The following is a 13,835-nucleotide window of genomic DNA, read 5'->3' on the forward strand; positions in this document are numbered from 1 at the left end:
TGACGATGCCCTTTTCGATGAGGAGTACGAAAACGCCTGCGAATTTGAATGGGAAAGTATGACGGGAAGATAAACCTTCCTCACTCTTTCCAAACAGCCCCTGATTCAAGGGGGCTGTGGCTCGTACCGAAGAAATATAGTACACAAAATCTGAGCCATATATTTGTGCAGTATATTTTTTCGTTATGACTTGCTATCATTGAATTTGTATGGTAACATGGTTACAATGGGAATGGAATCTCGATTACAAAACTGCCACATGAGGGCATTAAAATAAATGATACAGACTTGCTTTTTGGCAGGTCTTTTTTGTTTGGAGGTGAGAACAATAGCAAGATTTAAACCGACCCATTTTATGGCGGAGGATTCCAAGTATAACAAAAAAGCGGCAGACTATGCCGTCTCTTTTATTGAATGCCTCAGCCACACCAAAGGCACCTGGGCAGGAAAGAAATTTGAACTGCTGGACTGGCAGGAACAGATTATCCGTGACCTGTTTGGAATCTTAAAACCGAACGGCTATCGGCAATTCAATACGGCTTACATTGAGATTCCGAAGAAAAATGGCAAATCAGAACTTGCCGCTGCGGTTGCCCTGCTGCTCACCTGTGGTGATGGCGAAGAACGTGCCGAAGTCTACGGCTGTGCTGCCGACCGCCAACAGGCTGCCATTGTATTTGATGTGGCGGCGGATATGGTGCGAATGTGTCCTGCCCTTTCCAAGCGAGTGAAAATCCTGACCTCACAAAAGCGTATTGTGTACATTCCGACCAACAGCTTCTATCAGGTGCTTTCTGCTGAAGCCTATTCCAAGCATGGTTTCAACATCCACGGAGTGGTGTTCGATGAACTGCATACCCAACCCAACAGAAAGCTGTTTGATGTTATGACCAAAGGTTCCGGCGATGCCAGAATGCAGCCTTTGTATTTTCTCATCACCACAGCCGGAACGGACACAAATTCAATCTGCTATGAAGTTCACCAAAAGGCGAAAGACATTCTGGAGGGCAGAAAGCATGATCCGACTTTCTATCCGGTTATCTATGGTGCAGATGAATCGGAGGACTGGACGGATCCGAAGGTTTGGAAAAAAGCAAATCCGTCACTCGATAAGACCATCGGAATGGATAAGGTGGTGGCTGCGTGTAATTCTGCAAAAGAAACGCCGGGCGAGGAAAATGCGTTTCGGCAACTGCGTCTGAATCAATGGGTAAAACAGGCTGTCCGCTGGATGCCTATGGAGAAATGGGATAAATGCAAAGTAGCGTTTGATGAAGATGACCTTGCAGGTCATGTCTGCTACGGCGGTCTTGACCTTTCCTCTACAACAGATATTACAGCATTTGTTTTGGTGTTTCCGCCTACAGAAGACGATGAACATTATTATGTTCTTCCTTACTTCTGGCTGCCGGAAGAAACACTGCCACTCAGAGTAAGACGTGACCATGTTCCATATGATATATGGGAACGGCAAGGCTACTTGAAAACGACTGAGGGAAATGTGGTTCACTATGGTTTTATTGAGAATTTCATCGATGAACTGGGGCAGAAATTTCACATCAAAGAAATTGCATTTGACCGCTGGGGTGCAGTGCAGATGTCACAGAATTTGGAAGGACTTGGATTCACGATGGTGCAATTTGGACAGGGTTATAAAGATATGTCACCGCCGACCAAGGAATTGATGAAGTTGACTTTGGAACAGACACTTGCCCACAATGGGCATCCTGTTTTAAGGTGGATGATGGACAACATCTTCATTCGCCGTGACCCTGCCGGAAATATCAAGCCGGACAAAGAAAAATCCACAGAGAAGATTGACGGTGCAGTTGCCATGATTATGGCTCTTGACCGTGCAATTCGCTGTGGATGTGTGTCTGATGAGTCTGTTTATGATTCGAGGGAAATGCTGATTTTGTAGATCTTAAACTGCCTGTGCAGTTAAAGTGAGTCCGAGAGGCTTCATGATTTTCACCAGAGTCTCAAGATTCGGAACAGTTTTGCAGGATTCAATTCTTGCAATCGAGGATTGCGGGATATGGCACATTTCAGCAAGCTGTCTCTGGGAATATCCCAAAGCATTCCGCTGTTCAATGACCGCAGAGATAATGGCTGCAATTGCTTCCATTTCTTCTATGTCTGCTTTTCCCTGAGGGCTGGTTGCTTTTACGTGTTCTTTGTAATCATTCCATGTTCTCATAAATCATGACCCCTTTCTGGATAGATAATCGTCACGTTCTGATTTTGCTTTTTCAATTTCACGCTGCGGTGTCTTTTGTGTTTTCTTTCTGAAATGATGCAGCAACACAAAAGTATCATTGCAGTAGTAGAAATAAAAAACTCTGTTGTTTCCAGGTCTTAACTCCCAGATATCTTCTTCAATATGTTTTGTAATGTTGTTTGGCAGCCGAGTCCCATTGTTTTGAAGCAGCTAAATGTGAAGCATCAACTGGTTATATTGGATTCTTGCGTCCTTGCTTTTTTCCGATTTTTCTCGCAATTCTTCAAGAAAATCCCAGACGTCAGATTCACCGTTTTCTTTTTCATAAAATTCAATCTCGTACATTGTATAATCTCCATCGATTTTACTTCTATTCTTATGATAGCATAAATGCTATCAAATGTCAATAGAAAAATGAAAAATAACAGGAGGATTTTTTATATGAGTATTTTCAGCAGGTTATTCAAATCCAGAGATAAGCCTCAAAACAGTTATGACAGCCCGTCATACACATACTTTTTCGGACGAGCGAACAGCGGCAAACGTGTCACAGACAGAACAGCCCTGCAGCATATTGTGGTTTATGCCTGTGTGCGTGTGCTGTCAGAAGCGATTGCACAGCTGCCACTGCATTTGTACAAATATAACGATAAAGGAAAAGAGCGAGTGCCATGGCATCCGCTTTATTTTTTGCTCCACGATCAGCCAAATCCTGAAATGACTTCTTTTGTTTTCCGAGAAACCTTAATGTCACACTTGCTTATCTACGGCAATGCCTATGCACAGATTATCCGAAACGGCAGAGGTGATGTTTTAGGGCTATACCCTTTGATGCCTGACAAAATGAAGGTTGACCGTGATGAGAAAAACCGCCTGATATATATTTACAGTCGTTACGATGAGGCAAATCCGAATCTGAAAGAACAGGGCGACATCGTTCTTTATGCTGATGAAGTCCTGCACATTCCGGGTTTAGGATTTGACGGACTGGTTGGATATTCGCCGATTGCACTTGCGAAAAATGCAATCGGCATTTCTATTGCCTGCGAAGAATACGGTGCGTCGTTTTTTGGAAACGGTGCAAGTCCGTCAGGTGTTTTGGAACACCCCGGAGTGATCAAAAATCCGGAACGTGTGCGTGATGCGTGGCAGAGAGCCTATGGCGGAAGAAATGCTCACAAGGTCGCAGTTTTAGAGGAGGGCATGAAATTTACTCCCATTGCAATTCCAAACAATGAAGCACAGTTTCTGGAAACCAGAAAGTTTCAGATTGAGGAAATAGCAAGAATGTACCGTGTACCGCTTCATATGATCGGTGACCTTGACCATGCAACATTCAGTAACGTAGAACATCTGTCATTGGATTTCGTGAAATACAGCCTTGATCCTTGGATTGTAAGGTGGGAGCAGTCTTTGCAGAAAGCACTTCTTTCTGATTCTGAAAAGGGGCAGTATTTTGTGAAGTTCAATGTAGACGGACTTCTGCGTGGCGATTATGCTTCCCGTATGCAGGGCTATGCTACCGCAAGACAAAATGGCTGGATGTCGGCAAATGACATCCGAGAACTTGAAGATATGAATATGCTTTCTGAGGAAGAGGGCGGAAATCTGTACCTCGTAAATGGCAGCTTCACCAAACTTGCTGATGCAGGAGCATTTGCAAATCCAAAAAAGGAGGAGAAAACCGAATGAAGAAATTTTGGAACTTTATCCAAAACGAAGATACATCGGAAACTGAGTTACTCTTTAACGGTCCCATTTCAGAAGATACTTGGTGGGGCGATGAAGTGACACCTGCTTTGTTTCGTGATGAACTCGCAAAAGTTAGCGGAAACTTGACAGTCTGGCTGAACTCACCAGGGGGCGATGTGTTCGCTGCAAGTCAGATTTATTCTATGCTGAAAAATCACAAAGGCAAGGTTACCGTGAAAATTGATGGCATTGCTGCCTCCGCTGCGTCTGTTGTGGCAATGGCAGGCGATGAAACTTTGATTGCACCGACTGCCCTAATGATGATTCATGACCCCAGCACTTGTGCTATGGGAAACAAGGCGGATATGGAAAAGGCTATCATCTTGCTTGATGAGGTAAAAGAAAGCATTATTAACGCCTACGAAACCAAATCTCATCTCAGCCGAAACAAGATCGCAAAGCTGATGTCCGATGAAACATGGCTCAATGCAAAAAAGGCTCATGAGATGGGTTTTGTGGACGGGATTCTCTTTGCAGATAAGAAAATGCCTGTTGTTCCCAAAGAGGAAGAACCGGATGAAGAGAAAAAAGAAGATACACTGACCGCAATGACCTATTCAAAGTCAAGGAATCTATCTGCATCAGCAGAATTCGTTACAGGTACACCGATTGACCAGCTTGAAAAAAGACTGGCACTTTTAAAATATTGATTGGAGGAATTGATTATGGCTATGACAATTCAGGAACTGAGAGAAAAGAGAAAGAAGGCTTGGGACACTGCCCGTGATTTTCTTGACAGCAAGCGAAATGCAAACGGCGTTCTCAGTGAGGAAGATTCCAAGACCTATGATGCAATGGAACAGACCATTGTCGATCTTGGCAAGGAAATTCAGCGTCTGGAACGACAGGCTGAAATCGAAGCGGAAATGAACAAGGCAACTTCCACTCCTGTTCTCGGAAAACCCGCAACTCCGACTGTTTCTGAAAAGACAGGTACAGCGAGCGACACTTACAAGAAAGCTTTCTGGAACAGCGTCAAAAACCGCAACTGGATTGATGTACACAACGACTTGCAGGTTGGTACAGACGCAGAGGGTGGCTATCTTGTGCCGGATGAGTTTGAACGAAAACTGGTGGAAGCGTTGGAGGAAGAGAGCATTTTCCGCCAGATGGCAACGGTCATCAAAACTTCCAACGGTGATCGCAAGATTCCGATTGTGACTTCCAAGGGCGAGGCTGTCTGGATGGACGAAGAACAGCAGTATTCTCTTTCTGATGATACGTTCGGACAGGCATCGCTTTCCGCATATAAGCTGGGAACAGCAATTAAAATTTCTGAAGAACTACTCAATGACAGCGTATTTGACCTGCCGTCCTACATTGCAAAGGAGTTTGCAAGAAGAATCGGTGCGAAGGAAGAAGAGGCTTTCTTCGTTGGTGACGGTAAGGGAAAACCGACCGGCATTTTTAATGCTACAGGCGGTGCGGAAGACGGCACTTCTACCACAGGTACAAGCATTACATTTGATGATGTGATGGAACTCTTCTATTCTCTGAGAAGTCCGTATCGTAAAAAGGCAGTGTGGGTGCTCAATGATTCCACGGTGAAGGCACTTCGCAAGTTGAAAGATAACACAGGCAATTACATCTGGAGTCCGTCTGTGCAGGCTGGTGTTCCGGATACAATCCTCAATCGTCCTTACAAGACATCCAGCTATGTGCCGGAAATCAAGGCTGGCAACAAGTGTATGGCATTCGGTGACTTTAGCTATTACTGGGTAGCTGACAGACAGGGACGTTCTTTCAAGAGACTGAATGAACTCTTTGCTATGACAGGTCAGGTTGGCTTCCTTGCAAGTCAGAGACTGGACGGCAAGTTGATTCTTCCGGAAGCAATCAAGACACTCACCATTAAGAAAGCGTAATCAGAGAAAGGGGTTGGAGTGGGTGGTAACTTTACAGGAAGTCAAGCAATATCTGCGGATTGATTTTGAAGATGATGATACATTGCTTCTCTCCCTTATTTCAACTGCAAAACAGCTGGTAATGGATGTGGGAAGAATGGACGAGGAACGCTTTTCAGAAAACGAAGATGTGGTACGGACAGCAATGCTCTACACGGTTTCCTATCTCTATGAAAACCGCAATACCGCAGACTTTTCCAAACTGACATTAACACTTCGTGCTATGCTGTTTGCACAGCGAGAGGATGTGATTTGATGGAAATTGGAACACTCAATCAGCGAATCACCTTTCTGGAAAATCGTGTCGTTATCGATGAAATCGGCAATCACACCGCCGTATGGGACGAAGCTTTTTCCTGCTGGGCAAAAGTGACTTTGAAAGCTTCTGCGGAGCATACGGACGCTGGTGTGACCAAGGAAACGCAGAAGCTGGAGTTTCTCATTCGGCAAAGTCGAAACTGGATGCCGTCTGTAACAGGCAGCCGAATCTTGTTTCGAGATGTCACATACAACATCACCAGTGTTACACCGGATTATCTGCACAAGGATTATCTGAAACTTACTGCAGAAGCCAGAAAGGCAGGACAAAATGACCAGTATTGACAATCTTGCAGAGGAAATCATGCAGGGCTTGCAGGAGTATGCAGACCTTGCAGATACTGCCATGAAAAAGGCTGTCCGGAAATCCGCTACACAAGTGAAAAACGAAATCTCCGCCAATGCCCCGAAGGACACCGGAAAATATGCAAAAAGCTGGGCAACGAAAAAGACTGGCGAAAACAGTCATTCTTTGGAGATGACAGTACATTCTAAAAACAGGTATCAACTGGCACACCTTTTGGAAAAGGGACACGCCAAGCGTGGCGGCGGTCGGGTATCTGGGAAACCGCATATTGCTCCTGCGGAAGAAAACGGTGTACAGTTGCTGGAGCATTTGATTGAGGGGGCTTTGTCATGACCTACGAACAAATCGCAGAAATGATGGAGGAAATGGGACTGCCTTTCGCCTACCATCATTTTGCCGAGGGAGAAAGCCCTGCACCGCCTTTTCTGCTGTTCTTATCTCCTGGAGAGAATACATTCTCAGCGGATAATTTGGCATATTTTAGTTGCAAACAACTGGACATTGAATTGTACACAGACAAAAAGCAGCCGGAATTGGAAGAACAGGTGGAGTCAGTGCTTTCCCAGCACGAGATTTATTATACAAAAACAGAAACATTCATTGATTCGGAAGAATTGTATGAAGTACTCTATGAGATGGAGGTTTGATCTATATGGCAATGGAGAAAAACAAGGTAAAATTCGGTCTGAACAAAGTTCACTATGCAAAAATCACCTCTTATGATGAAGAAGGTGTGCCGACTTTTGCAAAGCCGGTTCGCATTCCCGGTGCAGTGTCGCTGTCTATCGATGCAGAAGGTGAAGCATCCAATTTTTACGCTGACGATGGTGTGTACTATGTGATCAACAATAACTCTGGTTACACCGGCGATCTGGAAATCGCATTGGTTCCGCTTGAGTTTGCGACAGACATTCTCGGTGAGAAACTGGATGAAAAAGGCGTTCTCACGGAAACCAATACCGCAGAAGTATCGCAGTTTGCCCTGTTGTTTGAATTCAGCGGCGATAAGAATAAAATTCGGCACTGTCTGTTCTGCTGATCTGCCTCTCGTCCGGAAACAGAATCCAGCACCATTGAGGACGAAAAGGAAGTTAAAACAGAAACGCTGTCTTTGACCGCAACGGCGTTGAACAGTGGTTTGGTAAAAACTAAAACCTGTGAGAAAACGGATGCCGAGGTTTATGAGAACTGGAACAAGGCGGTATATATGCCCAATCTGGCTGCCGCTGTACAGAGTGGTAAAGCATCCGCAGCATCTGTGAAAGCGTAAGGAAGGTGCAGTATGGCAATTCAGAAGAACATCACTATTGATGGTATTGATGTGCCGTTCAAGGCGAGTGCGGCAGTTCCCAGACTGTACCGTCTGAAATTCCGCAGAGATATTTATCAGGACTTTGCAGCACTGCAAAAGTCTGTAGGAGAAAATACAGAGGAATCCTCTGCACTGGATATTGAAAGCCTTGAAGTGTTTGAGAACATCGCCTACATCATGGCAAAACACGCCGATGCAGCCATTCCGGCATCGCCGGACGAGTGGTTGGAGCAGTTTAACACGTTCAGCATTTATGAGATCTTGCCGCAGCTGATCGACCTCTGGGGTTTGAACGTAGAAACACAGGTCAAGTCTAAAAAAAACATCGCCCGATTGACCGACCGATGACCACACCGCTGTTTTTGTTGCGGTGCGTTCAGCTTGGTTTGTCAATGGGCGATTTGAATTTTTTGACCATTGGTCTGGTGAATGATATGTTCACCGAACGGGAGAATGACGAGTGTCATTATGATGTGCTGGCAGATCAGAGGGATTTTGATGCGTTTTGATTACAAGTCATTTTCCTGTATTCTTTTTTGAGCAATGCCGTATACTTCTTCATCGGCTCTGGCACCAATTACAATAATCAGCATCTTATCATTTTGCTTGACAGCTTTGTATACGACTCTAAGACCTGCACTTTTCAGTTTGACTTTCAGAAAGCCAGTTAGATCATTGCCGTTTTTGTTTCCAAGCGGTTTCCCATATCCGCCTTCATAAACGGAAAGCGGATTTTGTTTCACTTTCTTGATTGCTTTTAAGACCAGTATTCTTTGACTTCCGTCAAGCGATTTTAAATCACTTTCGGCTTCCGGCAGATATTCTACTTCCCAATTCATTCAAATTCTACCTCATCAAAGTCGGATAAATCATCGTCTGTGATTCCGAGGTCTTTCATAACTTGTTCTTCCGGAATCGTTTCTTCCGGATTGCATTTTTCCATTCGTTTTACAGCCAGAGTGAGCAAGCGAGCATCATTCACTTCATCCATCAGGCTGACATATTCATCCGGAGAAAGAAGTACACATTCCGGTGCATTGTTTTTCATAACAACTTTTGCACCGCTGTTTTTGACATCCTGAAAAATTTTTCCTGCAAGTCCACGATTGAACTGCGAAATAGAAATGGTATTTTGAATTGCTGCAATAATATTCATACGCTACACCTCCACTTATAGTATACGTCATTTTTGCATAAATGTCAATAGATTTGCTGATAAAAAAGCTGATAATTTTTTAGAACTGAGGTGATTACATGGCAAACCGCATCAAGGGCATCACCGTAGAAATCGGCGGCGATACCACCAAGCTGTCCAAGGCACTGGAAGGTGTCAATAAAGACATCAAAGGCACGCAGACACAGCTGAAAGATGTCCAGAAGCTGCTGAAACTCGATCCTTCCAACACGGAACTGCTCTCGCAGAAGCATAAGCTGCTGGCGGATGCGGTATCTGCCACCAAAGAAAAGCTGGAAGTACTGAAAACCGCTGCAGAACAGGCAAATACGGCTCTTGCAAACGGCGAAATTTCCCAGCAGCAGTATGATGCTCTACAGCGTGAAATCATCGAAACCGAAAACGAACTGAAACGCCTGACCACAGAAGCAAACAATTCTCACACCGCCTTGGAAAAGATGGGTGTTCTGGGAGAAACACTGCAGTCCGCCGGGGACAAAATTTCCGGTGTGGGACAAAAGCTGCTGCCTGTCACAGCTGGTGTCACGGCTCTGGGAACGATTGCCGTGAAAACTGGTGCGGATTTCGATTCCGCCATGTCAAAGGTGGCAGCGGTGTCCGGTGCGACCGGTTCAGAGATGGATGCTCTCCGGGAAAAAGCACGTGAAATGGGCAGTAAAACGAAGTTCTCTGCAAGTGAGGCTGCGGATGCTATGAACTACATGGCGATGGCAGGCTGGAAAACCAACGATATGCTCAGCGGTATCGAAGGCATCATGAATCTTGCCGCCGCCAGTGGTGAAGACTTGGCATCTACTTCGGACATTGTCACGGATGCTCTGACCGCTTTCGGTTTGTCTGCTTCGGACAGCGGACACTTTGCGGATATTCTGGCGGCTGCAAGTTCCAATGCCAATACCAACGTCAGCATGATGGGCGAAACTTTCAAGTATGCCGCTCCGGTACTGGGTTCTTTGGGCTATTCTGCTGAAGACTCTGCCATTGCCATCGGACTGATGGCAAACGCCGGTATCAAATCCTCACAGGCTGGTACAGCACTGCGTTCCGCTATCACCAATCTGGCAAAGCCGACAGATACGGTAGCATCTGCTATGGAACAGTACGGCATTTCTCTGACGGATAGTTCCGGCAAGATGTATTCTCTGCGGGAACTCATGGAACAACTCCGACAGAAATTGGGCGGACTTTCCGAGGCAGAACAGGCACAGGCGGCTGCCTCGCTGTTTGGCAAAGAGGCAATGTCTGGTATGCTGGCAATCATCAACGGTTCTCCGGCGGATTTTGAAAAACTGTCCAATGCCATTGACACCTGTTCGGATACAGTAGACGGCTACAATGGCACAACTGAAAAAATGGCGGCAGTCATGCAGGATAACCTTGCCGGACAAGTAACCATCTTGAAGTCCCAGCTGGAAGAGTTGGCGATCTCCTTTTCTGACATTCTGATGCCCACCATTCGCTCTATTGTTTCTCGTATTCAGGAACTGGTGGACAAGCTGAACCAATTAGACCCGCAGACCAAAGAAACCATTGCGAAAATTGCACTGGTGGCTGCTGCTCTGGGTCCGATGCTGATCGCATTGGGGAAAACCGTCTCCAGTGTGGGAACAGTCTTTTCCGCCATTTCTAAACTGCCTGCCCTTTTCTCTACTGTGCAAGGTGGCATTGGAGCCATTACCGGAGCGTTGGGTGTGTCATTAGGTCCGCTGCTTGCTATTATCGCAGCTGTTGCCGCTCTGGTGGCTGCCTTTGTGCATCTCTGGAAAACCAATGACGAATTCAAAAGCAATATCATCGCCATCTGGGAGCAAATCAAAAGCACCTTTACTGGATTGACACAGGGCATCACTGACCGGCTAAATGCTCTGGGATTCGACTTTGAGAGTTTCACCGATGTGCTGAAAGCAGCGTGGGACGGGCTGTGCAATCTGCTGGCTCCCATTTTTGAAGGCGTTTTTCAGAATATCTCCAACATCTTTTCAGAGTTTACTGGCGTTCTTCTGGGGCTGCTGGATGTTCTGATTGGTCTGTTCACTGGTGACTGGGAACAGTGCTGGAATGGCATCAAGGGTATTTTTACGTCTATCTGGAATTTCATTGTCAACACGTTCCGCAATATCATGAATACTCTGAAAGGTATTGCGGATGTGGTGCTGGGATGGTTCGGAACAAGCTGGAACGAAGTCTGGACTTCCATCAAAACATTTTTTGTGGACACATGGAACAGCATTGCTTCCTTTTTCACGGGAATTGTTACCGGAATCCGGGACTTTTTCGTCAACACTTGGACGTCTATTTCCAATACATTCACCACCATTGTCACTGCCATTCAGACGGTGGCAACGACCGTATTTACGGCGATTCGGGATTTCTTCACCACCATTTTTACGGCGATCTACAACTTTTTCAGCACGATTTTCAATGCCATTTACAATGTGGTTTCTACGGTCTTTCAGGCAATTCATAACGTCATTACGACCGTTTGGAATGCCATTTACACCACCTTAGAACCGCTGATCACGGCATTTGGTTATCTGTTTCAGACGATTTTTGAAGCCATTCAGATCATTGTGGGCAGAGTCATGGACTGGATCTCGGAGAAGATCAATGCCATTTGGAATGCGATCGTGGCGTTTTTAACGCCCATTTTAGAGGGCATCCGAACGACCTTTGAAACCATCTGGAACGCCATTTCTACCACGGTCTCCACGGTTTTGGATACCATTCAAGATACGGTAACGACCATCTGGAATGCGGTATCAGGTTTCATTTCTTCTGTTTTGTCAGCAATCTGGAATGTGGTTTCTTCCATCTGGAACAGCATCTCCGGCACGATTTCCAGTGTGATGAATGCCATTTTTTCTGTGGTATCGTCTATCTGGAATCAGATTTCTTCTGCGGTTTCCAATGTTCTGAACGCCATCCAATCGGTGGTATCTAACATCTGGAACAGCATCAAGAGCACCATTTCCAACGTGATGCAGAGCATTTCTTCTACGGTGTCCAGCATCTGGGACAACATTCGTTCTGCGGTTTCCGACAAAATCAGCGGCATCAAATCCACCATTCAGAATGGGTTTGATGCCGCTGTGGGATATATCAAGGGACTGGCTTCCGATGCCTGGAACTGGGGACGGGATATCATTCAGGGAATCATTGACGGCATTCAGAGTGCCATTGGCTGGCTGTCGGACTGCGTTACGGACGTTGCTGATACCATTCGGGATTTCCTGCACTTCTCTGTTCCGGACAAAGGACCGCTGACAGACTACGAAAGTTGGATGCCGGACTTTATGAAAGGGCTGGCAAGTGGCATCGACAAGAGCAAAAAGTATGTGGAGAAAGCCGTAGGCGGTGTGGCGAAAGCCATGCAGCTGACTATGGATTCTGATTTGAATTACAGCTTGCATGGAATCTCCGGAGCGATGCTGTCCGGCAGTTCCGGTGGCACAGTGAACAATTATTACAACACAGACAATCGGAAAACGGTGAATCAGACGAATCAATCGCCGAAGGCATTGTCACGGTTGGAGATTTATCGGTTGACGAGGAATGCACTGAATATTTAAAAAGGAGCGATTTGAGTCGCTCCTTTTTCTCGGTAAATCAGAATTTACAGTGCAGAACTGTTTATCCCGTCAAAAGCAAATTCTTTCGATTCATCATCATAAATAAATATCAATTCTAATCCCAAATAATCGTCTGGATATCCAAGATCAGTTCCAAGCAGTGCTGTTTCAATCGAAAGAATATCATCTTCAAATGATACTGACCTAATATACCACTCACCTGTAAGCACCGATCGTTTCGGGAACATTCCCTCTTCATCATTACACAGATCATCATTGTTGATATAATCCCGTATTTCATCTTCAGAAATCTGCAATAAAGTTCTTTGGCTATTTTCAAATAAGGTCTTTGAAACCGAGGATGTGAAAAAATACTGCGGTTCTAATTGATTTTCATAGTTAGAAAACAGGTTATCCGGATTTGGTTTGGATAAACGTATCATTTTTAAATTCATAAGCCACAACTCCTCTAAATTCCGATTTTGCGTAGCGAACCTACGTCTCTGTTGTTTCCATTATACATCATCAAACCCAAAATGTAAAGGGGGTGCAGCCCATGTTTTTCACACTTATCCTCGAAAACCAATCCAGCGAACAAATAAATTTAACCACCACCGCCAACCAATACATGACCTCAAAAATAGACGGACTCAACCCTCCGGCTGGAACAATCAGCACCTCTACCTATGCAGGCATGAACGGCAGCTACCTTAACAATGCTTTCATTGAAAAACGAAACGTAGTCATTTCCTTTGCCATGCGTGGCATTGGCATCGAGAAACGGCGGCATCGCCTGTATCGTGTGGTCAAGCCTTCCCGATACATCAAGATCTGGTACAAGACGGCGAACATCGATGTCTATGCCGAAGGGTATGTAGAAACCTGCGAGGTGTCAAATTTCGAGCAGCAGATCAGTGGGCAGATCTCTATTCTCTGTCCGGACATTTACTGGTACAGCCGGGATATTTTCTATGCCTACTACAGCGGCGTGATCGGAGCATTTCACTTTCCTTTTCCGGAGGGCGATGCTCCGTTTCCTTTGGGTGTGTATTCCAACAGCAATCTGTTTTCCATTACCAATGATGGCGATGAAACTGGATTCACACTGCGAATCGAGGCACTGCCCAGCGACATTCCGCAGGAAGTGGTGGCAGTGACTCCGACCATCTACAACGAAAACGGCGAGTATCTACAAATCAAAGGCGATATTCTGACCGGCGATGTCATTACGGTTACCACGAAAACCGGAAACAAGAC

The 13,835-nt window shown here is 45.5% G+C and carries 18 protein-coding genes; 13 read left to right on the top strand and 5 right to left on the bottom strand.

Annotated elements, in window-relative coordinates; genetic code table 11:
* Window positions 1-319: 319 nt before the first annotated feature.
* Complete coding sequence (locus DXB92_RS12065) at window positions 320-1,921, top strand: terminase TerL endonuclease subunit (protein ID WP_341473047.1); 1,602 nt, start codon at window positions 320-322, stop codon at window positions 1,919-1,921.
* 3 nt (window positions 1,922-1,924) lie between these two features.
* Here the strand turns inward: DXB92_RS12065 and DXB92_RS12070 are convergent, their stop codons facing one another.
* Window positions 1,925-2,200 carry a helix-turn-helix transcriptional regulator gene (locus DXB92_RS12070; protein WP_117734062.1) on the bottom strand — a complete coding sequence of 92 codons (276 nt, stop codon included), beginning with the start codon at window positions 2,198-2,200 and terminating at the stop codon, window positions 1,925-1,927.
* 231 nt (window positions 2,201-2,431) lie between these two features.
* Complete coding sequence (locus DXB92_RS14195; protein WP_242986672.1) at window positions 2,432-2,566, bottom strand: addiction module toxin RelE; 135 nt, start codon at window positions 2,564-2,566, stop codon at window positions 2,432-2,434.
* Window positions 2,567-2,662: 96 nt separating this feature from the next.
* Between DXB92_RS14195 and DXB92_RS12080 the strand changes: the two genes are divergently transcribed.
* The 10 genes from DXB92_RS12080 to DXB92_RS12120 all read left to right on the top strand — a co-directional run bounded on the left by DXB92_RS12080 (window position 2,663) and on the right by DXB92_RS12120 (window position 8,162).
* Window positions 2,663-3,913, top strand: a complete 1,251-nt coding sequence (locus tag DXB92_RS12080; RefSeq protein WP_117734063.1) for a phage portal protein — start codon at window positions 2,663-2,665, stop codon at window positions 3,911-3,913.
* Window positions 3,910-4,623 (top strand): head maturation protease, ClpP-related, encoded by a 714-nt coding sequence (locus DXB92_RS12085; protein WP_117734064.1) that lies wholly within the window; start codon window positions 3,910-3,912, stop codon window positions 4,621-4,623. The genes DXB92_RS12080 and DXB92_RS12085 overlap by 4 nt, the downstream gene beginning before the upstream one ends.
* Window positions 4,624-4,644: 21 nt before the next feature.
* Window positions 4,645-5,838, top strand: coding sequence for a phage major capsid protein (locus tag DXB92_RS12090; protein ID WP_117734073.1), 1,194 nt, complete (start codon window positions 4,645-4,647; stop codon window positions 5,836-5,838).
* A 22-nt stretch (window positions 5,839-5,860) separates the two neighbouring features.
* Window positions 5,861-6,133, top strand: a complete 273-nt coding sequence (locus DXB92_RS12095) for a head-tail connector protein (protein WP_040648114.1) — start codon at window positions 5,861-5,863, stop codon at window positions 6,131-6,133.
* The gene (locus tag DXB92_RS12100; protein ID WP_117734065.1) at window positions 6,133-6,480 is read left to right on the top strand and encodes a phage head closure protein; all 348 of its coding nucleotides are present in this window, start codon (window positions 6,133-6,135) and stop codon (window positions 6,478-6,480) included. Before DXB92_RS12095 ends, DXB92_RS12100 begins: the two co-directional genes overlap by 1 nt.
* Window positions 6,467-6,835 carry an HK97 gp10 family phage protein gene (locus DXB92_RS12105; protein WP_117734066.1) on the top strand — a complete coding sequence of 123 codons (369 nt, stop codon included), beginning with the start codon at window positions 6,467-6,469 and terminating at the stop codon, window positions 6,833-6,835. The genes DXB92_RS12100 and DXB92_RS12105 overlap by 14 nt, the downstream gene beginning before the upstream one ends.
* Window positions 6,832-7,149, top strand: a complete 318-nt coding sequence (locus tag DXB92_RS12110) for a hypothetical protein (protein ID WP_046438398.1) — start codon at window positions 6,832-6,834, stop codon at window positions 7,147-7,149. The genes DXB92_RS12105 and DXB92_RS12110 overlap by 4 nt, the downstream gene beginning before the upstream one ends.
* 5 nt (window positions 7,150-7,154) lie before the next feature.
* Window positions 7,155-7,541, top strand: coding sequence for a major tail protein (locus tag DXB92_RS14345; RefSeq protein WP_341473048.1), 387 nt, complete (start codon window positions 7,155-7,157; stop codon window positions 7,539-7,541).
* Window positions 7,542-7,640: 99 nt separating this feature from the next.
* The gene (locus DXB92_RS14350; protein WP_347512274.1) at window positions 7,641-7,772 is read left to right on the top strand and encodes a hypothetical protein; all 132 of its coding nucleotides are present in this window, start codon (window positions 7,641-7,643) and stop codon (window positions 7,770-7,772) included.
* A 12-nt stretch (window positions 7,773-7,784) separates the two neighbouring features.
* On the top strand, window positions 7,785-8,162 hold the full coding sequence (locus tag DXB92_RS12120; protein WP_117734067.1) for a hypothetical protein: 378 nt from the start codon (window positions 7,785-7,787) through the stop codon (window positions 8,160-8,162).
* 161 nt (window positions 8,163-8,323) lie between these two features.
* Here the strand turns inward: DXB92_RS12120 and DXB92_RS12125 are convergent, their stop codons facing one another.
* Both DXB92_RS12125 and DXB92_RS12130 read right to left on the bottom strand, forming a co-directional pair.
* Window positions 8,324-8,653, bottom strand: coding sequence for a type II toxin-antitoxin system RelE/ParE family toxin (locus DXB92_RS12125; RefSeq protein ID WP_117734068.1), 330 nt, complete (start codon window positions 8,651-8,653; stop codon window positions 8,324-8,326).
* Window positions 8,650-8,970, bottom strand: coding sequence for a type II toxin-antitoxin system Phd/YefM family antitoxin (locus tag DXB92_RS12130; RefSeq protein ID WP_117734069.1), 321 nt, complete (start codon window positions 8,968-8,970; stop codon window positions 8,650-8,652). The genes DXB92_RS12125 and DXB92_RS12130 overlap by 4 nt, the downstream gene beginning before the upstream one ends.
* 98 nt (window positions 8,971-9,068) lie before the next feature.
* On the opposite strand from DXB92_RS12130, the gene DXB92_RS12135 reads away from it, so the two are divergent.
* The gene (locus DXB92_RS12135; RefSeq protein ID WP_117734070.1) at window positions 9,069-12,578 is read left to right on the top strand and encodes a phage tail tape measure protein; all 3,510 of its coding nucleotides are present in this window, start codon (window positions 9,069-9,071) and stop codon (window positions 12,576-12,578) included.
* A 44-nt stretch (window positions 12,579-12,622) separates the two neighbouring features.
* Here DXB92_RS12135 and DXB92_RS12140 read toward each other — a convergent pair whose 3' ends face one another.
* On the bottom strand, window positions 12,623-13,033 hold the full coding sequence (locus DXB92_RS12140) for a hypothetical protein (protein WP_117734071.1): 411 nt from the start codon (window positions 13,031-13,033) through the stop codon (window positions 12,623-12,625).
* Between the two features lie 101 nt (window positions 13,034-13,134).
* On the opposite strand from DXB92_RS12140, the gene DXB92_RS12145 reads away from it, so the two are divergent.
* On the top strand, window positions 13,135-13,835 hold a 701-nt coding region (locus DXB92_RS12145), incomplete at its 3' end, for a phage tail domain-containing protein (protein WP_117734072.1).

This window comes from Ruminococcus sp. OM06-36AC, from assembly GCF_003438725.1.
Classification (GTDB): domain Bacteria; phylum Bacillota; class Clostridia; order Oscillospirales; family Ruminococcaceae; genus Ruminococcus_C; species Ruminococcus_C callidus.